The sequence below is a fragment of the Chryseobacterium sp. AG844 genome, assembly GCF_003182335.1.
Lineage (GTDB): Bacteria > Bacteroidota > Bacteroidia > Flavobacteriales > Weeksellaceae > Chryseobacterium > Chryseobacterium cupriresistens.
Genome location: NZ_QGTV01000018.1, coordinates 1 through 20,534 on the forward strand (window position 1 = coordinate 1; position 20,534 = coordinate 20,534).

The following is a 20,534-nucleotide window of genomic DNA, read 5'->3' on the forward strand; positions in this document are numbered from 1 at the left end:
AAACACCGATGCAGACGTTTTTAGATAGTAAACCTATGGCAAAAGAGAAATTATTGGAAACTCTTGCAGAGGAACAAAAAATCCTTACTTTTGGAAGTAAGGATAATATTGGATAACTGACAATTATTTTTAACCCCTAACTGTCAGATAAAGTCGTGGCTATTACAAATAATCCTCGCTGCCGCACGATTGAATCCCTCGCTTCCGCACGATTGTATCGTGTGGCAGATAAAACAAAGGGAGTGTCCGAAAAGTCGGTAACACATTCTGATATTCAGATATTTATATACTCCTCCTGTATAAGGGTACGAATAAAATCAGCAAAAATTGAGGCTGTCCGAAAAGTTTGGACAGCCTCTTTGTTATTTATTCTAAGATGCATTTTTATAAATTCCTTTACTTCTCAAGCAGCTTTTCCAATCTGCTCATCATTTCATCCTTTTCCTTCAGCATACGTTCATACAAAGCGATTTTTTCTTCGTGAAGCTGAACAATTTTATCAATAGGATTAATATTTTGAACTTCGATTCTATTATTAAACATTGCATTATCTGAAAATGTGCAGGAAATTAGGTTCACAGCCTGCTCCTCATCAAAATTTTGAAAAGCTTCTACAGGAATTTTCAGTACTTCGGATATTTTTTCGAGCAGCTGGTTTTCAATGGTTTCTTTTTGTTCAAGTAAAGAGATCTTCTTTTGGTTCCAGTCATCACCTAAATCAAGAGCTAATGCTTCCTGCTTGATGCCCAGCATTTCTCTGAAACGTTTTACATTTCTTCCCTGATGTATTTTGTGGTCCATTCTTTAATCAATTTGTGAAGATTCAAAGATAATACATTCTGTAAAGTAAAGGTGAAAAAATGTCCGGTAAAATATTCGCATTGCGGTTACTCTTTTCTTAAAGCATTACGAGCCACACCATAAACGCTCTCTGCTACTTTATGGAAACAGGCTATCTAAGAACGTTTTAATTTCCTAACTTTGTAATATTCAATAACAATCAAAACAAAACTATGTCAATCACCAACGAAGATCAGATGCTGGGAATGCAAAAAGTAAGTGAAGCCGTTGCCTATACTTTGAAGAAAATGATGGATTACGCTGAACCCGGCATGACCACAAAAGATCTGGACGAATATGGAGCCCAAATACTGGAAGGTTTCGGAGCAAAATCAGCACCTTATCTGACGTATGGATTTCCAGGCTGGACGTGCATCAGCGTGGATAACGAGTTCTGCCATGGGATTCCAACAGATCAAAGGATTTTGAAAGAAGGCGATCTGATCAATATTGATGTTTCAGCAGAACTGGACGGATATTGGGCAGATAACGGAGGTTCCTTTGTGATTGGAAAAGATATTCACGGACATCAGAAACTGGTGGAGGCATCCAAAGATATTTTAAGAAAAGCTATCGACAATATCAAAGGCGGTGTTAAAATAGCAGACATAGGACATTTAATGGAAACAGAAGCGAAGAAAAGAGGTTTTAAAGTTATTAAGAATCTTGCAGGCCATGGAGTAGGGAGAAGCTTACACGAACAGCCTGACGAATTGCTGAACTACAAAAACCGTTATGATTCCAGACGTTTTAAGAAGAACTCTGTCGTGGCGATTGAAACATTCATCTCCACCGATTCCAATATTGCTGTAGAATTAAAAGACGGATGGACTATGATAGGCAATAAAGGCGGTTATATGGCCCAGCATGAGCATACCATTGTAATTACTGATGGAAAACCTATCATTTTAACCGAAATGAACGAAATCCTGGATTAAAAGAAACCGCAAAACGATTGCCTTAAATATATATCAGTAATAAAAAACTTTGCCCCCTTGCGTTAAAGAAAAATACAAAGTACTAGAAAGACTCAAAGCTTCATCGAATCAACTTGTTGATTACTGCTTAGCTCTCTTATATTCAGTTTTAGGAATATAAAACTTTACGTTTACTATAAAAACGATCCGTCATCTTATACCCAAAAGAATCTGTTGTAAATGTTCCATTGATGAAAAAACCAGGCTTTAAATTGTTGGGCATAAAATACTTTGTTATATTTATAGAATAAAATCACTTCACAAACTATCCGCTATGAAAAAAATTCTTTTAATCCTTTTGGGAATCGTTGTCATTCTGGCTGCTGTCGTATTGATCAAAACCTACACCTATCCATTTAAGAAAAATAATATCGGAACAGACGAGGGCTGGAAACCGGTAAAAAATGATTCTGCAGTCATGAGACTTTCAGGAGGAATAAAAGTACCCACCGTTTCTACAGGAAGTTTGGGTGAATTTGATTATGCACCGTTTGAACAGTTCAAAACCTATTTAAAAACATCTTATCCGTTAGTCTATCAGAATACAGAAAATGTTGAGGTCAACCAATATGGACTGGTGTTCAGGCTTAAAGGAAGCAATCCTGCTCTGGAACCCATTTTATTTCTTTCCCATATGGATGTTGTTCCGCCGGGAGATGCAGATATTAAAAATAATGAACAAAATGTTTTCCGTCCGGATGATAAACCATTACAGCCTGTTTCAAAAGTTGCCGAAGACTGGGATTTTGCTCCTTTTTCCGGCGCTGTTGCCAACGGAAGAATCTACGGAAGAGGTGCCATAGATATGAAGGGAATGCTTTTTTCCTTGATGGAATCCATGAATTCTATGATTAAAAACAAACAGATTCCACAGCGTGATATTTATCTGGCTTTCGGTTTTGATGAAGAAGTAGGCGGAAAGAAAGGAGCGATTCAGATTGCCGATTATTTTAAGAAAAAGGGATTGAAGTTCGATGCGGTCTATGACGAAGGGGGATTGATTATGAGAAAAGGAAATGTAGCCGGAATTGATACAGACGTTGCCGTAGTAGGATGTGCTGAAAAAGGTTTTCTTTCTGCAAAGATAAAGGTTAAAGGACTGGGTGGGCATTCATCAATGCCACCAATGGAAAGTGCTATCGGGAAAGCAGCTGTTATCATGCAGCGTCTGGAAGATCATCAGATGAAGCCTGTTATTACCCCTTTAATCAAAGAATTTTTTACGAATATCGGAGGTGAAATGCCTTTTGCCACAAGAATGGCATTGGCTAATCAATGGCTTTTAAAACCGGTACTGATTTCCCAGCTTACCAAAAACAATACAACCAATGCTTTGGTGAGAACCACAACAGCTTTAACGATGATGAAAGGAAGTGATGGTACCAATGTACTTTCTCCCGAAGTGGAATTTGTTGTTAATTTCAGATTACTTCCCGGAAATTCGGTGAAAGATGTAAAAGATCATATTGCTAAAGCGACTGAAGGCTTTGATGTAGAAGTAGAAGAAATTGATAATACAAGGGAAGCTTCTGCTATTTCCCCAACCAATACAAGAGCTTTTAAAATGATAGAAGCCGGAGTGAAAGAAATTCATCCCGGAGCTATTGTTACGCCTTATCTTACTATGGCTGGAACCGATGCCGGTAAATATGAAATTGTAAGCAAAAACGTCTACAGGTTCATGCCGATCAAGATCAACAGTGCCGAGCAGCAGAGTATTCACAGTACCAATGAATACCTTAGTATTGACAACTATCTGAAGATGATTCACTACTTTGAGTACATCATGAAGAATTATGATAAATAAGTGTCAATGGTGAATGGGCAATTCGCTGCGCTTGTGAATTTTATAAGCTCGTATATAATTAAACGTGGTGTTCGCAAAGTTTTTATGATGTTTACTTTTTTTCGACCGCAGAGGCGTTTCACTCAGCAATGATAAGGCGTATATCCTGGCTGAACGAAGTGCCTTTGCGAGCCAATAAAATCTGCATATTGATAAACCTTGCGAACTTTAGCGTTAGTAATGATTGACGATTGACTTTGCGAAGCAAAAATTGACCATTGACAAAAATCTTTTTACAAAAAAATATATTACGTCAAGTTTTTGATACACTTACATAGATTTTAACACAAAGTCCACTACGATATTTTATTATAAAAAACGATCGCGAAGGCATTTCACTCAGCAATGTACACACTAATGTCTTGGCTGAACGGAGTGCCTTTACGAACTGATAAATTCTGTATATTAATAGACCTTGCGAACTTTAGCGTTAATTATAATTGACCATTGACAAAAATCTTTTTCACAAAAAATATATTGCGTCAAGTTTTTGATACACTTACATAGATTTTAACACAAAGTCCGCTACGATATTTTATTATAAAAAACGATCGCGAAGGCGTTTCACTCAGCAATGTACACACTAATGTCTTGGCTGAACGGAGTGCCTTTACGAACTGATAAATACTGTATATTAATAGACCTTGCGAACTTTAGCGTTAGTAATGATTGACGATTGACTTTGCGAAGCAAAAATTGACCATTGACAAAAATCTTTTTACAAAAAAATATATTACGTCAAGTTTTGTCGCATTACGGCTATAGCTTTGTCATATCAAAATTACAGAGCTATGGAATTGCCATTTTACTTAAACTTTAACGACTTTGAAAGTAATTATTACGATAACCTTGAAAAATGGTTTGAAGAATATCATAATACCAGCGAAACAGATTATCTGGAAGCGCTTGCTGAGCTTTACAGGCCCTATGTGTATTATAACTTTGCAGATGACATGCTAAAGCCAGATGCTTCCATTGAAGTGAAAGACTGCTTTTTTCCTTATCATGAAAAAATAGGAATCTCTTTCTGTATTGATTGTGATAGTGAAACTTCTCCATCCAATGGAATGAATCAGGTATTTGAATTTAAAAATATTTCCATGATGGAGTATGCCCAGCATATTCTGGATAAGATCAATAAATTCTGTTCAAAAAATGCTCATGCTCTTGATGGCAGTAAAAATATTCAGGACTATATTAATAATTACAGTATTATTACTTCAATGGAAGGAGTAGGGTATTGTATCAGCTACAACCGTCATCAGAAAGCCATTCCATTTTTAAAAGCTTATCTTCCCTATTATGGACAGACCGTTAATATGGCAGTATACAGGGATTTTCTTTTTTCTGTTGTTCAGATTGCAGAGTTTATAGACCAGAAATTAAAAACTGTGCATGCTTTTAAACAGACTATTTATGCACGCTCAAGAGCGGAAGCCAAATTCAATGTGCAGCTGAGCCGTCAGTTTCTGACTTTGTGCAACTAAATTTTACACCAAACATTCATACTTAATTATATTGCGGAAAACTTATGTTTTCAACCAAAAATCCCGGTCAGTAATGATCGGGATTTTGTATTGCAATTGTATGAATACTTGCTTATGTGTATTACTTGTTTTTTTTATAAGGAATATTCCATACCAGGTCGGCTGCCAGATAATGAACGCCTCCATGATGAATACTTCTGCTGTCTCTGATCAGATCGTCCATATATCCTATGTCTACAGTAAAAGGAGAGTTCGGAATTGTAAACATATAGTACGCCGCAATACGTATTTCACGATATCCAAACGAACTCCATTCAGAATCCTGCTCATTGAGATGGCTTATAGAAAACAGGGCTTCTGCACTCAAGGCCAGTTTCTGATTGTTTTTTGGAGATAAATTATAGGTGAGCTGATTCTTGATCCGTGTTCTCAACTGAAAATCCTCTTCGACTTTATGAAAGTCTGCATCGAAAAACTTCCTGAATTCCTGCCGTACGGTACTTTTAAGTTTCCATTTGCAGTCGAGATCAAAATTATAGGCATATCTTCCGTAAATTCTGAATTCCTGTTCCGTATTTTCCATAGCATAAGGAGCCGTATTTTCATATTGTGGTTGACGTCTGTAACTTAATGCATAACTATACTGCTGGTGTGGAGCAAAGGAATGGTAAACTTCATGATTTAAAACAATGATCGCTTGCTTCGAAAACAGATTATGATCATCCGGACTGCTTTTTCTTCCGATGGCAACATAGCTCAAAGTTTGCTTTTTTCCCAGGGAATCAAGTTGTCGCTTCACCCCGAAGGCTCCCCAGAACGCATTGTTGGCATCTCCTAATCCAGGTGGACTGATCTGCGCTTTGATCGATGTTCCTATACATCCCATTAAAAATAATGCTGCAAAAAATTTCTTCATGCTCAATAATTTGGATACCTGTTTTAGGGGTAATTTTAAATAACTGCGAAACCATATGACGGATGAGAATACTGTTGATACGCAGAGAGAATCTTTCGTGATAGCAAAATTAGAGGCTTTGTTCATAGAGTGTTTATTCAAAATCTTGTAATACTGTTTAAAAACAAGACAAAGTAAAGACCTGATTTAGGATAGAATTAGGAATAAGACTTCTAATGGAAAAACTGGATGTTTCAATAATATTTTAATTGTGGATAAAATGTGAGTAACTTGTTAGTAATTTATGGAAAAGCACTGTTTATTTATTGCTTTATTATATAATTGTTTGATTTTGTATGGTATATAAAGTAAATTGCCACAATATAAATACTGTGGCAAATTGGTTTATGGACTGGTTTATTTACTGTTAATTCTGTCTTACTCCGCACATAGCATCCCATGTTGTCCAGAAATGGGCATTAATAGCTCCGATAGGCGGATTGGTACTGTCTGCAACAATTCCTACCATAGAAGCACAGTTGGAATTACAGCCTATTTCATTATGACTTCCAGCCTGAGGTGGAATCTGGCGTCATGTACCGGTTGAACCGCTTAATAATTCTACTCTGATTTCAAAGATCCCGGAAAGATTGGGCGTCTGAATCTGTTTGGTAGGATTTTCACTTGAGATGAAGTCGCTCCAGTCTCCCTGTGAAAAAGTTACACGCCATGTAGAAATCATTTTAGAGGTATCGTTTTGTGGGGAAAGATACACCCAGAATTGTGCTCCGTTTCCAAGTACTAACTGACCTGAAGAATTTGCATTTACACTTGTTGATGTCATTTTGGTTTGGTTTTTAGTTTGTTAGATTATATTTCAAAGTAACGAAGAACAAGGCACCTGCAGTAGCGTATAAATGACCAATTATTAAACTGAGTATAAATACTTATAGGAATGCATGTAAAATAATCCGGAAATCTTGATCATAAAAAAGCCTGTGCTATTCATTAGCACAGGCTTTGGTTTCTTGCAGAAAGGAAGGGATTCGAACCCTCGATACAGTTACCCGTATACTACCTTTCCAGGGTAGCTCCTTCAACCACTCGGACACCTTTCTTTTTGAGATTGCAAAAATAGTGTATTTTCTGGAATATCCAAATTATTCTTACAAATTAATCTGTAATTTCTCCACAGAGGCTTCTGGTGAAATTATCAGCAAAGCTTCCGGAGTAGTTAGGGTTATCTATTAAGTGCATGGCTTTGGTAATCGCTGTTTCCGCTGTCATGTCTCTTCCGCTGATCGCTCCGATTCTGGAGAAAATATTACTGTTTTCATACTTTCCGAATGAGATGCCTCCTGAAATACACTGACTTACCACTACAATTTCAGTTCCGTTATCCCGGATTTCCTGAAGCGTTTCCTGCGTTTTTGCACTGCTGAAAATGGTTCCCGAACCAAAAACCTGAAGAATAAGAACCTTCATTTTAGGAATTTCCCTGAAGTGACTCAGATGCATTCCCGGAAAAATTCTCCAGAATAAAATATCTTCGGAAATATGTTCATCCACATGAAATTCTACGGTCGGATCACAACGGAACAGATTATCTTTAATAATATTCAAATGAACTCCTGATTGCCCGAGAATAGGATAATTCGGGCTTGCGTAAGCATCAAAATATTCTGCGGAATATTTCAGCGTTCTGTTTCCTCTTAATAATTTGTATTCAAAATAAATAGCAACCTCCTGAATGACTGCTTCGTCATTTTCATAAAGGCTGGCATAATAAAGGCTGGTCAGAAGGTTTTCCTTGGCGTCTGTTCTCAGGTCTCCAATCGGAAGCTGGGAGCCGGTCATGATGACAGGCTTTCTTAATCCTTTCAACATGAAACTAAGCGCAGATGCCGTATAAGACATGGTATCCGTTCCATGAAGAATCAGGAAACCATCGTAGTCGTTATAATTTTTTTGAATATAATTGGCGATCACTCTCCATTCCTCAGGTCCCATATCTGAAGAGTCCAGCGGTTTGGCAAAAGGATGAACAAAGACTTCGCATTCCATAAGCCTCATTTCAGGCATCTTTTCGAATATATTTCCAAAATCAAAGGCGCGGAGACTTCCGGTTTCATAATCTTTTTCCATTCCGATGGTTCCACCGGTATAGATGAGCAGGACTTTTCGCTTCATGTACTAATTTTATTAAGAATTGTAGCCCGATTAGGGTTCATAGGTCAAAATTACGTTAATTTGCAAAGATTTGAAAATGAATGAAACGTTTATCATGAAATTTTATAAAAATAGGATGAGAAATGAAAAGGTTTCATAGGGGCTATTGAAAAAAATAACGAAATGCAGATGAGTGATTTATCGCAAACTTTTGAATATTTAAAGCAGTTTTTAACGGAAGAAAGACTGACGAAAATTGAACATTTCTCGCAGGAAAGTTCAGACTTTGTACTTCCGGTTGTAGAAGATGTCTACCAGTTCAGAAATGCAGCTGCAATTGTACGCTCTGTGGAGGCCTGCGGTTTCCATAAAGTAGTGGCATTGCAGGAAGAATACAGCTTCGAACCCAATCTTCGCGTAACAAAAGGGGCGGATACGTGGGTTGAAGTAGAAAAGCTTCCCAGAAATATGGAATCTTTTCAGAATATTAAAGACAGAGGATATAAAATAGTGGCTGTTTCATTGGAGAAAAATGCTAAAATGCTGCCTGAATATGAAGTGACAGAACCTATTGCTTTGGTTTTCGGAACTGAAATGGAAGGGGTTTCCCAGGAAATTTTAGATTTTGCCGACGAGACACTGGCTATTCCAATGTATGGATTTACGAGAAGTTTTAACGTTTCTGTCGCAGCTTCAATCTGTATGTATGAATTAAAGCAAAAACTGATAAAGTCTGATATTGATTATAAATTAAATGAGGAAAAGCTTCTGAGAATGAAAATCCTTTGGGCTGTCAATTCAATCAGAAGCGGACAGCAGATTTTTGAAAAATATCTGAGAGAAAATAATATTGACTGGAAATAGTAATCTGAAATAAAAATGAGAAGGTTTTGTGCCTTCTCGTTTTGTATTTATATCATATTGTAATAATTCCATGCGGCCACAAAAACTCCCGCCGTTTCCGTTCTCAGTCTTTGACTTCCTAGAGAAACCGCTCTTACTTTGTTTTCTGCCAGAAATGCAATCTCCTTTTCAGAAAAATCACCTTCGGGGCCTATTAAAAAAGTAAGCTGCTTCAGCTGAGGAATATTTTTAAGATCAATTCTTTGCAGATTCTGATGGCAATGCGCTACAAAGGTATGCTCCGGATCAATATTTTTTAGAAAATCCGTCAGTTTTACAGCATCATTGATAACCGGAAAATGAAATCTCAGGCTCTGCTTGGATGCTGCAACAGCCTGTTTCCTGATTTTATCGATGTTGATGTTTTTACGCTCCGTTTTTTCAGTGATAATAATGCTTATTTCTGAAATCCCCATTTCCACTGCTTTTTCCACAAAAAATTCAATTCTGTCAATATTCTTGGTGGGAGCAATCGCAATATGAAGTTGAGGATTGAATTCCGGCAGATTTTCTTTGATCTCAGAAACTTCAATCCCCGCTTTCTTGCCTTCTATAATCAGTTTTCCGGAAGCCAGTTTTCCCTTTCCATCCGTCACGTGAATCGTTTCACCATCTCTCATGCGAAGAACTTTTACAATATGCTGCTGTTCTTCGTCGTTGATTATAACTTTATTTCTGTTGATGTCTCCGTAGAATAGTTTCATATATCCTGGTTTATAAATGCTACTCCTGTTTTGATGGTTGTATATATATCTGTATCACATTCCCGGTAAGAACACATGTATATTTCTTCTATCCATACATTATTAATGAAAATCAGATTTAAATATTCCTGTTTTCTCAAATTATTTTTGATGGATAAATAATCTCCTTCTTTTGGAATATAGGGAAAACTAAAAAGATGTTCAGAATTAATTAATTTTAAAACTTCTTCTTTGATATCCTGAATATATCCAGTCTCAGAACTTTCTCCGTTAAACTCTGAAAAAGTTTCTGAGCCCTCATGTCTTCCTGTGATAGTTTCCAATACCCAGTAATATTTTGAGTTCTTTTTAGAATGTGTTCCCAGTACTTTTTCTTCTAAGAGTATTTTCATAAATCGTATTTTGCCGTTGCGGAAGTTCTCAGATCGGTAAATTCTCCACGTTCAAACTTCAGTTTTGCTACCATGGCAATCATGGCTGCATTATCTGTAGTATATTCGAATTTTGGAATATAAATACTCCATCCCAGTCTTTCTTTATTGTCTTCCATTGCCTTTCTAAGTGCAGAATTGGCAGATACACCTCCTGCAATAGCGACCTGATTTACCTTGAGATCTTTGGCTGCTTTTTCAAGTTTATTCATCAGAATTTCAATAATTGATTTTTGTACGGAAGCACAAAGGTCATTAAGATTTTCCTTAATGAAATCCGGATTTTTTCTGACTTCTTTCTGAATGAAATACAGCACGGAAGTTTTAATACCGCTGAAAGAATAATCGTAGTTTTCCAGTTTCGGTTTGTTGAATGTAAAAGCATCGGGATTTCCTTCCTTAGCCAATCTGTCGATGATGGGGCCTGCAGGGTAATCAAGGTCAAAAATCTTTCCGATTTTATCAAAAGCTTCTCCTGCTGCATCATCAATGGTTTTGCCGATGATTTCCATATCAAAATAGTCTTTTACCAATACAATCATGGTATGTCCGCCGCTTACGGTAAGGCATAAGAAAGGAAAGGTAGGCGGCACAGGATTTGCATCCTCGATGAAATGGGCCAGAATGTGGGCTTGGAGGTGATTTACTTCAATCAAAGGTACATTCAGGCTCATCGCCAAAGACTTAGCAAATGATGTTCCTACAAGAAGAGATCCTAAAAGTCCCGGTCCGCGAGTAAATCCTATAGCAGAGATAGCATTTTGTTGTATATTTGCTTTAGAAAAAGATTTTTCAACAACGGGGATAATATTTTGCTGATGGGCTCGTGAAGCCAATTCAGGGACAACGCCGCCATATTCTTTGTGGATGGCCTGGTTCGCGGCAATGTTTGAAAGAATAGAATTTCCCTTGATGATAGCTGCTGAGGTGTCGTCACAGGACGATTCAATACCTAAAATTATAGAGTCGCTCATAATAATGGCAAAGTTAGAGAATAATAACGAGAATGAGAATAAAAAATCAGTAGCTGAAAACCTAGGGGATCAGGTACAGAAAACTGTTGAAAATGTAGAGGGAAAAGTAAGGGAAACAGTAAAAGAAGCCTCTGAGCTTGCTTCGGATGCGATACATCATCCTGTAGAAACAGCTGAAGAATTTGGGAAACAGGCTGTAAAGGATGTTACCAGCTATACCTGGTGGGCAAAACTGCTCCTGATTCTCTTTTGGCTGGGTATTTTCCTTGTAGGTGGAGTCCTTATTGCCATCAACCTTCCGGTAACAAAAAGATGGGCTGCTGATCAGGCTCTGAAGCTTGTTAATAACGATTTTAAATCTGATTTTTCTACAGAAAGTGTAGATGTAAATTACTTCGGTGATGTAACCATTAAAGGCTTAAAAGTAAAAGATTATAAAGGTTTTGATTTTATTACAGCCCGTGAGTTTCGCGCAGATTCTGACTGGATATCTCTGGCAGTAAATGCCATCTCAGGAAGCAGCAATTCTCTAAGTTTTAACTCTCTGGCTCTTGTGAATGCCGATGTAAAGGTGATTACTTATAAAGGAGACAGTATATCCAATTTTGTAAGGTTTGTAGAACTCTTTGACAATGGTAAGAAAAGAGATCCCAAGAAACCTCCTTTTCAACTGAATTCCAGAATTCAGATTATTGATTCTAAGGTTTCCATCGTTAATGAAAATTCTCCCGGAGAACAGGGAAAATGGCTTACCGCAACAAAATTCAATTTAAAAGCACCGAACGTAAAAGTCAACGGACCGAATGTTTCGGCGCTGATTAATAATATGTCATTTGTAACTTCGAGGTGGGGAAAATCTCACTTTGTGGATACCTTTTCAACAGAACTGTCTCTAACGAAGCAGTTTTTGTCGTTAAAAGACCTTACCCTGAATACAGATCATACCTTACTTCAGGGAGATATCAAATTTAATCTACACGACGGATCCTGGGCAGATTTTGCAGACAAAGTACGCTGGGATATGAATATTAAACAGGGAAGCCAGCTAAGCGGATATGATATCAGTTATTTTGTAACCAACTGGGATAATATTAAACCTTTTAATCTTTCAGGGGTAATGACAGGGCCATTGAATAAATTCCACCTGGAAAACTTTCTGATCAGAAATCCTGACGTCAATATTGCTACCAAAACGATGAAGGTTGACAATCTGCTGAAAGGAAATTTTGCTATTGAAACAAAAGATCTTTCCACAGATTTTACCTACAAGGATTTAAAAGCCATGATGCCTTCATTCATCTCCAAAAAGATGAAGAACTTTGCAGATGATTTCGGAAAACTGAAATATAACGGAACCGCAAAAGTGAATCCGGATCAGATTTATGTGGATAATGGTAACTTAATGACAGGAATCGGGCAGGCGAAAATTTCCAAACTTACCTTGACTGGCTACAGTACTGCTATGCCGAAATATTCCGGTTATCTTGATGTAAAAGATCTGAATACCTCAGTCATTACAAAGAATAAAGCAGTAGGTTTAATTTCCGGTAAATTTGATCTTAACGGACAAAGTTTTGATGTCAATACCATGCGTCTGACTACGACATCTCAGATTGCCAGTATTGAAATTATGGATAAAACGATCAATAATCTGTATCTGGATGGTTTATTGGATCATAAAAAATATAACGGACTCATCACTGTTAATGATGAGCAGGCTAAAGCTACAGTCAAAGGATTGATCGATTTCAGTACTTCAAGGATTGCTATGGACGTTAATGCAGACGTTACTTACCTGAACATGAATTACTTTACCAACAAGCCCGGCACTCAGGTGGTAAGTGGTCAGGTTGAAGGGAAAATGGCCATGTCTTCTATCAACGATCTTACTTTAGATGTAAATGCCAATAACCTTCACTTTGCTTCAGCTACTCAAAAATATAATATTCCGAATGCCAGGTTAAAAACGTTTGTTGAAGCAGGAGGTCGTGTCATTGATGTAGATGCTCCGGGAGCAGCGACAGGTAAAATCTCAGGAAAATATAACCTTGCAGATCTTGCAGGAATGGTAGAAAATGGAGTAGGGAAAATATTAGTAGGACCGCCGCCAAGAAAATTATACCGTGGACAGAATTTTGCGTTGAAGTTTGATGTCCAGCAGGGCCTTGTTAATTATTTCTTACCCGAATTGAGATTACCACAGGGAGCTCTTGTAGAAGGGGAATATGATGGGAATTCCAACAACCTGATCCTGAATCTTGATGCGGCATCTTTAAAATATATAATGACCAAGGAAGAGGAGATTACAGATGCTGACCAGGCGCTGGCATCTTCAAATCCTGATTATAAAATTAATGACCGAAAAAATCTCAGCAGAGACAGTGCAATGGTGGATAGTGTTAAAGTGAGAATTAACACAGGTGACCTTAACCAGCAATTGTATGCTAAAATCAACAGGGTCATTTATAATAAAAATGTAATTAAAGATTTTGAGCTTAAAGGGAATAATGAAAATGGAAATACACTTCATTTAGCAACCGTGTTCAAGCATGGAAGTCCTGATGATGAGCTTAACGAAAAGCTTAAGGAATACGCCATCAACGTAGATCAGTCTACGGATGCAGCTGGTGATTATGTATTCAGGTTTGAACCTACCGAGGTAAAATTCAATGAAGTTACCTGGGCTATAGATACAAGTCCTGAACTGAATCACTCTATTACCTACAGAAAGAAAACCGGAGATTTTGATATCAGGAATCTGAGGGTATATTCCGATAAAAGTGCTTTGTTTATTAAGGAAGCACAGTTTAAGTCAGCAAAAGACTTTTATGTAGATGCAGACATCAACGATTTTGCGGTAGAGAAGCTTCTTGAAATGCAGTCCGGAGGAAATACTATGGATATTAAAGGTCTTGCCAACGGAAGCGTTAAGATCAAAATGGATAAAAGTACACTTCAGCCACTGGTAGATCTTAACATTGATGATATTAAGATGAATGGTGATGATATGGGAGATATCTCTATTTCTGCCACCAATGGATTCTCGCTGAATGTGTATGATATTGATGTGAAAGTTCATTCTGCCGGCGTACTTGGAAACAACAGCCTTAACCTTACAGGAACAGTTAATAATAATACTTCTTCCCCGATTATTGATCTTACTGCGGAAATGCGTGATTTTGACCTTGCATTTACCCAGCAGTTTGTGCAGACGGTTTTCGGAAATCTTCGAGGAAAAGCTACAGGAGATCTTAAAATCAATGGAAAGCTTAACAATCTTGATTATAGCGGAGATATTGCATTAAAAGATTTTGGATTAAAACTATTGTTTACCGGGGTAGATTATTCATTTGATGATACTGTGATTCAGCTTTCCAGAGGACTTGCTATCCTCAATAATATTGAAGTACACGACGGAAGAACCAATTCCAAAGGGAATATCTCCGGAGCGATTCAGTTTGAAACCCTTTCTTCCATGGGGGTATCTCTCGTAATGAGAGCAGACAACCTGTTGATGCTGAATACCACGCAAAAAGATTTTGATCTGTTCTGGGGAAGAGTGTACGGACAGGGAGATCTGTACGTGGACGGACCTGTATCCGGATTAAGTATAACCACTCCAAATATGAAGGCGCTTAACGGAAGTACCTTTACCTTTAATTCCAGCTCAACGTCCAATGTAGAAGAATTTAAAATGCTCAGGTTCCTGAAAGAAGGAAAAGATGGTCTGATTACGCTTGAAGAAAAGAAGAAAACAGGAGCCAATATGAATATTGACTTCAATCTCGCGGTAGATAAAGGAACCACCGTAAATGTGCTGGTAGGAGACGATGTGGGAAATATAACGGTAAAAGGATCAGCCGATCCGTTGAGATTCCATATGAACAGACAGGGGAATATAGCGATGAGCGGTACCTATAAAGTAGATAACGGAACATTTGTCTCTAAGGCCATTCTTAATAAAACATTCCAGATCGAAAGAAACAGCAGTATAAGGTGGGATGGTGATGCGATGAAACCGATGCTGGATATTAATGCCAACTACATCAGAATGGTTTCCAATGCGGGAGAATATCTTAGTATGGGGAAACTGCAGCCTATCAGTATTCTGCTGCAGGCCCATATCACCCAGTCGTTGGTAGACCCTCAGATTGATCTTAATGTGACGGCAATGGATGTATCCAGTCAGGTAAGAGAAACACTAGCTGCGAAAATGAGCCAGGAAGGAGAGAAGGTTCTCCAGTTCGGATCTGTATTGCTATTGAGTACCTTTAACGTATCCAATACAGGTGGGTTCGATGTAAATGTAGGAAATGTAGCGGAATCCTCAGGATATAATATACTTCTGAAGCAGTTGGGATCTGTTCTTAATACGATGAGTAACGAATTTCAGATTGACCTTAATTATGTAAAAGGAGATCAGAACTCGAATTATGGAGACAGGGCCAATGCGGGAGTAAGTGTAGCCCTTTCCCCGAGAGTCAATATCAAGACTGGTTTGGGTATTCCGTTATCAAAAACGGATGGTGCACAAAACAATTATCTTTCCACGGAAGGATCTGTAGAATATGATCTGTCTAAAAAGAATGATGGCTCATTGGTGATACGTGCGTATTCCAAGCCTACAAACATCGGAATGGTGAGTACAAACGGTTCTGCTAATCAAGCTTATGGAGGAGGGGTAGTGTGGAGTAAAAGCTTCAATTCTTTGTTTAAAAAGAAGAAAAAAGACAAAAAAACTTCAGACGCAAAAGGTGAAATAAAAACAGATTCTATAAAATCGAATGGTAAATAATTAGAATATTTTAATGATTTTTATCATCTGTGTTAATTATTGTTAATATTTGATATATATTTTTTAGTTAAATTATTTTTCGTAAATTTGCAAAAAATACATAGATTTTTTAAAGAAATTGTAATTTAACTAATATGAACTATCAACTGGACGAAATAGACAAGAAGATTCTTGATTTCTTAGTAGAAAACACAAGAATGCCTTTTACTGAAATTGCAAAGCAGATGGATGTTTCTGCTGGAACAATTCACGTAAGAGTGAAAAAGATGGAAGATGCAGGTATTATTTTGGGATCATCTCTTAACATCGATTATGGTAAGCTGGATTATCACTTTACAGCTTTCATAGGTATCCTTTTGACAAAATCAAACCGTACTCAGGAAGTATTGAAAGAATTGTCAACTATTCCTAACGTAATCGAGGCTAGCGTTATTTCAGGAAAATATAATATTTTCTGTAAAGTAAGAGCTAAGAATACTGATGATGCCAAAAGAATTATTTACCAGATCGACGACATTCAGGATGTAATGAGAACTGAAAGTATGATCTCTATGGAGGAATTCTTAAGTGACAAAAACAGACTGATCAACGCAATCTCTGTGTAAGTCAAATTTTAAACGAATAATTATAAAAGAACTTATGAAATCTCTCATAAGTTCTTTATTTTTGTAGGTATGGAAGAATACAGCTATTTTGACGAAGACCCAAAGAAAGGATGGGGATTTATACTGGCATTTGCAGCCTTGATGTTGTTTACTATTATGGGACTTGGTATTGATGTGGATGAATATCTGCAGCATGAATACCTTCAGATTCCGAGGTGGTACTTCTATGTGATTTTTTCTATTGATGTCCTGATGATGATAGGGCTTGTGCTGATGTTCTTCTATAAAAAGGCAGGAATCTTTATGTTTCCGGCTTTACTGGTGCTGCATTTCTTTATGCACAATTACTATCTGTCTACATTTTTGTATACGGATGTCACCAATCTTTTTCTGTTTACAGGATTCGGAATGCTTGCCATTATCCCAAAATGGAAGTTTTTTAAATAAAATTTAATCAATACGATAAGATAATAAACCGCTTTTAAATCTAATTTAAAAGCGGTTTTCAATTAACAGGGATTATGAAAAAAATTATCTGAGTACCAGGGAATTAAAAATTTCTTGTTTTAAAGGGTTTTTTGACCAGTCATCCCAGATGCCTGTATAAGGATTATAGCCACATTTCAGAGGTTTTGATATATTCAGGCCTTCTTTGTTTTTTAACGTGTTTTCAGTATATGCCCTGCAGTCTGTGCAGACATAACGGAACTCACAGTCTTTGCATATTTCAATTTGATCTTTGGTGAGGTTCCAGTATTTTGTGAATTCAGGTTGATTGATAGCTTCTTCAAGACTTTTGTTATCAACGTTCCCAAAACTTTCATTCATCAGTGGACAATTTTTGATGTCACCTTTTCTATCGATACCTATCTTTTTATACAGGCAGGAATTGTGGTTCACTGCTTCTATAACTTTAGTAATATTGGTATTGAAGTATTTGAGTTCTACTTTTCCACAGGCAGATATTTTCAGGTCTTCTTTCAGAAAACGGAGCGAGAATCTGTATTCATCTTTAGCTTTGAAAGGAGGCTTCGGACAATTATAAAAAATAAGACTGTATATTCTGACTGTATTTTTTTGAAGAGCCTGTATAAAAGATAGGTTGACTTCCTGGTGAAACGGTGAGAAAATTTCTATTCCTGACAACACTGAGGTTTTAAAAATTTCATCAATTTCTATACAATCTTTTAAGGGTAAAGGTTTCAAGCTGTAAATAACCAAATGCTTAATCCCAAGATTTTCTATTGACGGATATATCTTCTTTATGATCCCGATATCTTCCATTTCAATAAAGAGATTGGTGATAGCGCTGGGCTCATGATGTTCAAAAGAAAGGGGAGGAAAATTTCTGTCCCAATCATTCTTTGTAATAAATCCATATTCTTTTTCCAACAGAAGATTGATGTATTCCTGAATAATTTCTCTGGATTCTTCATCATAACTTGTCATCAGGTCTTCAACGGATTTGTTTTTCAGCTCTTCTATAATTTCATACAACTCCAGCGGATACAGTTCCGATACATTTCTCTGTAGATCTGAAATGAGAATTCTGGTGGCTCCTTTGGTGATAAGGATGTTTGAGAATAAATTGAAGTGTTTCATAGTAGCCGGTTCAATGATTTGATAGGTCTTTCTCTTATATAATAATTTGTCTGATATTTTTTGCACTCTAAAACATAGACGACATCATTAGGCTTTTTAAGCTTTTGATCATTGAACGGCTCTATATGTTTGAAGGTAAGCGGAAGTTTGTTTTTTTCTTTAACTTTAATTTTCATAAATAATCTGCTATTTTTTTAAATAGGGGGTAATTACAATGATAATCTACATTAGCAAATTGTCCCACAGGATTAATTTCTAAGAAATAATATTTATCATCACTTTTAATAAAGTCAAGTGAACCACAATTTAGATCCAATATTTGCATAAGCTTATGAATTTTTAATTCAATATCCTGAGGAAGTTTATATGGTATGTTCCTATTAGGCTTTTTTGTGTTATATTTTCTGAAATCAGTTTTTGTTTGTTCATCATTTTGAGAAAAAATAGCCATTGAAAAGCATTCACCATTGATATAAAATGTCCTTATTTCGAAATCCTTTTCTATTTTCTCTTGGAAAAAAGAAACGAAAAAACTTTGTCTCTCCATTTTCTTTACTATAGTTGTATACATGATACCATTCTGGTTATCAAATATATTATCTAATATTACATTTCCCGTAATTGCTTTTGTAATTGTTTGGTTTAATGGGATTTCGTCCGTAGTTTCAGCTAAGAAATAAAAGGGTACATCAAAACCTGTTTTTTGGGCATACTCCAATACTAAAAGCTTATTAATGTGAGCTCTGGTTTGTTTATTCACATGGTTTTTAGATTCTAAAGTACGAAGTACATAGTCTTCAAGCCAATGTTGGGCTTCATTCATATGAATATTTATAGAGGTATTATTGTATTGTAGACGTTTAAATTGTAATCCACCTCTTCTATACCACACACTATAAATATCATCAAGAAAAAAACTATTTTTCTGACTTTGTAATAAAAATCTCTTTTTTATAATTTTTATTTCAAAAACTTCATCTTCATGAATATGAATAAAGTCTTTATTCATTGAAGTGAGATAACGCATAACTTCAATCGCTGTTCTGTCATTATCATTTGAGAAAATCAGTATCATTTGGTTTTTAAACTATCGGCTAAATCTTTTGCTAATTTATTTCGGTATGCTAAACTTGGAAGTCCAATATCTTTTCGGTTATGGTTTACTTTTGATGAATCTTTTATATTTTCATATCCCTGATAAACTCCATAGGTATAAGGGACTTTGTGATGTAAGTTATTTCGATCTATCATAGCAGCATAGTCTCGAGGTCTGCATTTACCTGATTTTACATATTGTAATATTTTAGTTTTGAAATAAGTATAATATTCATCATAATCTGCCATATGTAGTAATAATACCCCCATAGGCATAAAAACATTTCCATTCCATAAACCTATTTTTTGCATCGTTGGGAAGTCATGGTTTTCAAATGTCCATTTAAGAAGCTCAGCATTCTTTTTATCATTCTTAAAAATATCCAATTTGTTTGTTCGTTCTCCATATTGGTCGCGCTTAAATGCAACAGTAAAGGAATCCACCAATTTTCTATCAAGACTTTTTTCCCATTTTGCGACTTGTTTTTCTATTTTAAGACTATCAATATTATATTTCTTATAAAGTTTGATGAAATGCACATCTTGTTTTTTATATCTCCAATAAGGAGCTACTAAAGGAATTAGTTTGTAAAGACTTTTTTTTCCTCCGAATTTTTTATGGTATTTGTCGGCAAGTCTGATGTAGGTTTCATATTCTTCAATACGTTCCTGATTCAAAGGGTGATATCTTCTAAACAATTTCTTATATAAGCCTACAGCTTTTTCAGGTTGTTTTCCTATCCTGTAGGTACTATCAATCTCGTTTACTTTATTATAATATTGAATATAATTTCGATTTTTGCAGGAACTAGAGAATAAACAAAGAATCAAATAGCTTATATATTTTAAATGAATATTTTGATTTTGTTTCATATTGCATTATTATTGGGAGCAGAAGGATTTATTAATTTGGAAGTAACTTATAAAGACAGGACTGTAGATTGATTATACAGTCCTGTTGATTTTACTTCCTGTTAATAAGGAGTGGTTGTACTAGGACCTTCAATCGTTAAAGTCATTGTCTTAACACCATCTTTGTAATAAGCTGTATCAGAACAATTATTGCCACATTGACTAGGCTCTGAAGTTCTTGCTGTATCATCTCCCCCGTGAATGTTTTGCAGGTTTTTCAATTTCTTGTTTTCCAAAGAAGAGAAATCTCTCTTCATTCCATTTAATTTTTTCATGTGTGTAATTTTTAATTGTTTTTA

At 36.3% G+C, this 20,534-nt stretch carries 18 protein-coding genes and 1 tRNA gene; 7 read left to right on the top strand and 12 right to left on the bottom strand.

The annotated features are described in order from the left end of the window. Positions 1-396: 396 nt before the first annotated feature. Complete coding sequence (locus DEU40_RS16340; RefSeq protein WP_110010829.1) at positions 397-801, bottom strand: helix-turn-helix domain-containing protein; 405 nt, start codon at positions 799-801, stop codon at positions 397-399. A gap of 212 nt (positions 802-1,013) precedes the next feature. Between DEU40_RS16340 and map the strand changes: the two genes are divergently transcribed. From map to DEU40_RS16355, 3 genes are all read left to right on the top strand, one after another. Beyond that, positions 1,014-1,778 (top strand): type I methionyl aminopeptidase, encoded by a 765-nt coding sequence (map, locus tag DEU40_RS16345; RefSeq protein ID WP_110010830.1) that lies wholly within the window; start codon positions 1,014-1,016, stop codon positions 1,776-1,778. A gap of 313 nt (positions 1,779-2,091) precedes the next feature. Beyond that, positions 2,092-3,624 (top strand): M20/M25/M40 family metallo-hydrolase, encoded by a 1,533-nt coding sequence (locus tag DEU40_RS16350; RefSeq protein ID WP_110010831.1) that lies wholly within the window; start codon positions 2,092-2,094, stop codon positions 3,622-3,624. A gap of 830 nt (positions 3,625-4,454) precedes the next feature. Then, on the top strand, positions 4,455-5,150 hold the full coding sequence (locus tag DEU40_RS16355) for a hypothetical protein (protein WP_110010832.1): 696 nt from the start codon (positions 4,455-4,457) through the stop codon (positions 5,148-5,150). Positions 5,151-5,271: 121 nt separating this feature from the next. On the opposite strand, the gene DEU40_RS16360 is transcribed toward DEU40_RS16355, so the two are convergent. The 4 genes from DEU40_RS16360 to DEU40_RS16375 all read right to left on the bottom strand — a co-directional run bounded on the left by DEU40_RS16360 (position 5,272) and on the right by DEU40_RS16375 (position 8,235). Next, entirely contained in the window at positions 5,272-6,066 is a 795-nt protein-coding gene (locus DEU40_RS16360) for a DUF2490 domain-containing protein (RefSeq protein ID WP_181397986.1), read from the bottom strand. A gap of 571 nt (positions 6,067-6,637) precedes the next feature. Beyond that, a complete protein-coding gene (locus tag DEU40_RS22675) occupies positions 6,638-6,889 on the bottom strand; it encodes a hypothetical protein (RefSeq protein ID WP_228406538.1) in 252 nt (83 codons plus the stop codon). A gap of 187 nt (positions 6,890-7,076) precedes the next feature. Beyond that, positions 7,077-7,163, bottom strand: a tRNA-Ser gene (locus tag DEU40_RS16370). Positions 7,164-7,218: 55 nt separating this feature from the next. After that, positions 7,219-8,235: an asparaginase gene (locus tag DEU40_RS16375; RefSeq protein WP_110010834.1), complete on the bottom strand. Its 1,017-nt coding sequence runs from the start codon at positions 8,233-8,235 to the stop codon at positions 7,219-7,221. Between the two features lie 162 nt (positions 8,236-8,397). Here DEU40_RS16375 and DEU40_RS16380 point away from each other — a divergent pair, with 162 nt between their 5' ends. Beyond that, a complete protein-coding gene (locus DEU40_RS16380) occupies positions 8,398-9,078 on the top strand; it encodes a TrmH family RNA methyltransferase (RefSeq protein ID WP_110010835.1) in 681 nt (226 codons plus the stop codon). A gap of 47 nt (positions 9,079-9,125) precedes the next feature. Here DEU40_RS16380 and DEU40_RS16385 read toward each other — a convergent pair whose 3' ends face one another. The 3 genes from DEU40_RS16385 to tsaD are packed head-to-tail and all read right to left on the bottom strand — an operon-like array spanning position 9,126 to position 11,226. Further along, on the bottom strand, positions 9,126-9,821 hold the full coding sequence (locus DEU40_RS16385) for an RsmE family RNA methyltransferase (protein ID WP_110010836.1): 696 nt from the start codon (positions 9,819-9,821) through the stop codon (positions 9,126-9,128). Continuing rightward, positions 9,818-10,213, bottom strand: coding sequence for a hypothetical protein (locus DEU40_RS16390; protein ID WP_110010837.1), 396 nt, complete (start codon positions 10,211-10,213; stop codon positions 9,818-9,820). Before DEU40_RS16390 ends, DEU40_RS16385 begins: the two co-directional genes overlap by 4 nt. After that, entirely contained in the window at positions 10,210-11,226 is a 1,017-nt protein-coding gene (tsaD, locus tag DEU40_RS16395) for a tRNA (adenosine(37)-N6)-threonylcarbamoyltransferase complex transferase subunit TsaD (RefSeq protein ID WP_110010838.1), read from the bottom strand. Before tsaD ends, DEU40_RS16390 begins: the two co-directional genes overlap by 4 nt. A 4-nt stretch (positions 11,227-11,230) precedes the next feature. Between tsaD and DEU40_RS16400 the strand changes: the two genes are divergently transcribed. The 3 genes from DEU40_RS16400 (at position 11,231) to DEU40_RS16410 (ending at position 17,073) form a co-directional block, all read left to right on the top strand. Beyond that, on the top strand, positions 11,231-16,021 hold the full coding sequence (locus DEU40_RS16400; protein WP_110010839.1) for a translocation/assembly module TamB: 4,791 nt from the start codon (positions 11,231-11,233) through the stop codon (positions 16,019-16,021). A 134-nt stretch (positions 16,022-16,155) separates the two neighbouring features. Beyond that, complete coding sequence (locus tag DEU40_RS16405; RefSeq protein WP_002984446.1) at positions 16,156-16,626, top strand: Lrp/AsnC family transcriptional regulator; 471 nt, start codon at positions 16,156-16,158, stop codon at positions 16,624-16,626. Between the two features lie 69 nt (positions 16,627-16,695). After that, positions 16,696-17,073 carry a hypothetical protein gene (locus DEU40_RS16410; protein ID WP_110010840.1) on the top strand — a complete coding sequence of 126 codons (378 nt, stop codon included), beginning with the start codon at positions 16,696-16,698 and terminating at the stop codon, positions 17,071-17,073. Between the two features lie 84 nt (positions 17,074-17,157). Here DEU40_RS16410 and gwsS read toward each other — a convergent pair whose 3' ends face one another. From gwsS to DEU40_RS16435, 4 genes are all read right to left on the bottom strand, one after another. Continuing rightward, entirely contained in the window at positions 17,158-18,228 is a 1,071-nt protein-coding gene (gene gwsS, locus DEU40_RS16415) for a grasp-with-spasm system SPASM domain peptide maturase (protein ID WP_110010841.1), read from the bottom strand. 172 nt (positions 18,229-18,400) lie between these two features. After that, positions 18,401-19,303, bottom strand: coding sequence for a grasp-with-spasm system ATP-grasp peptide maturase (gene gwsG, locus DEU40_RS16425; protein ID WP_110010843.1), 903 nt, complete (start codon positions 19,301-19,303; stop codon positions 18,401-18,403). Then, positions 19,300-20,196: a hypothetical protein gene (locus DEU40_RS16430; RefSeq protein WP_110010844.1), complete on the bottom strand. Its 897-nt coding sequence runs from the start codon at positions 20,194-20,196 to the stop codon at positions 19,300-19,302. The genes gwsG and DEU40_RS16430 overlap by 4 nt, the downstream gene beginning before the upstream one ends. Positions 20,197-20,297: 101 nt before the next feature. After that, positions 20,298-20,510, bottom strand: coding sequence for a TIGR04139 family peptide modification target (locus DEU40_RS16435; protein WP_110010845.1), 213 nt, complete (start codon positions 20,508-20,510; stop codon positions 20,298-20,300). Between the last annotated feature and the right edge of the window lie 24 nt (positions 20,511-20,534).

Coding starts and splice junctions, on each gene's coding strand:
- DEU40_RS16340 (WP_110010829.1), bottom strand. CDS start 801: ATGGACCACAAAATACATCAGGGAAGAAATGTAAAACGTTTCAGAGAA.
- DEU40_RS16350 (WP_110010831.1), top strand. CDS start 2,092: ATGAAAAAAATTCTTTTAATCCTTTTGGGAATCGTTGTCATTCTGGCT.
- DEU40_RS16400 (WP_110010839.1), top strand. CDS start 11,231: ATGGCAAAGTTAGAGAATAATAACGAGAATGAGAATAAAAAATCAGTA.
- DEU40_RS16375 (WP_110010834.1), bottom strand. CDS start 8,235: ATGAAGCGAAAAGTCCTGCTCATCTATACCGGTGGAACCATCGGAATG.
- DEU40_RS16435 (WP_110010845.1), bottom strand. CDS start 20,510: ATGAAAAAATTAAATGGAATGAAGAGAGATTTCTCTTCTTTGGAAAAC.
- DEU40_RS16360 (WP_181397986.1), bottom strand. CDS start 6,066: ATGAAGAAATTTTTTGCAGCATTATTTTTAATGGGATGTATAGGAACA.
- DEU40_RS16390 (WP_110010837.1), bottom strand. CDS start 10,213: ATGAAAATACTCTTAGAAGAAAAAGTACTGGGAACACATTCTAAAAAG.
- gwsG (WP_110010843.1), bottom strand. CDS start 19,303: ATGATACTGATTTTCTCAAATGATAATGACAGAACAGCGATTGAAGTT.
- DEU40_RS22675 (WP_228406538.1), bottom strand. CDS start 6,889: ATGACATCAACAAGTGTAAATGCAAATTCTTCAGGTCAGTTAGTACTT.
- DEU40_RS16410 (WP_110010840.1), top strand. CDS start 16,696: ATGGAAGAATACAGCTATTTTGACGAAGACCCAAAGAAAGGATGGGGA.
- DEU40_RS16380 (WP_110010835.1), top strand. CDS start 8,398: ATGCAGATGAGTGATTTATCGCAAACTTTTGAATATTTAAAGCAGTTT.
- DEU40_RS16405 (WP_002984446.1), top strand. CDS start 16,156: ATGAACTATCAACTGGACGAAATAGACAAGAAGATTCTTGATTTCTTA.
- DEU40_RS16430 (WP_110010844.1), bottom strand. CDS start 20,196: ATGAAACAAAATCAAAATATTCATTTAAAATATATAAGCTATTTGATT.
- DEU40_RS16355 (WP_110010832.1), top strand. CDS start 4,455: ATGGAATTGCCATTTTACTTAAACTTTAACGACTTTGAAAGTAATTAT.
- tsaD (WP_110010838.1), bottom strand. CDS start 11,226: ATGAGCGACTCTATAATTTTAGGTATTGAATCGTCCTGTGACGACACC.
- map (WP_110010830.1), top strand. CDS start 1,014: ATGTCAATCACCAACGAAGATCAGATGCTGGGAATGCAAAAAGTAAGT.
- DEU40_RS16385 (WP_110010836.1), bottom strand. CDS start 9,821: ATGAAACTATTCTACGGAGACATCAACAGAAATAAAGTTATAATCAAC.
- gwsS (WP_110010841.1), bottom strand. CDS start 18,228: ATGAAACACTTCAATTTATTCTCAAACATCCTTATCACCAAAGGAGCC.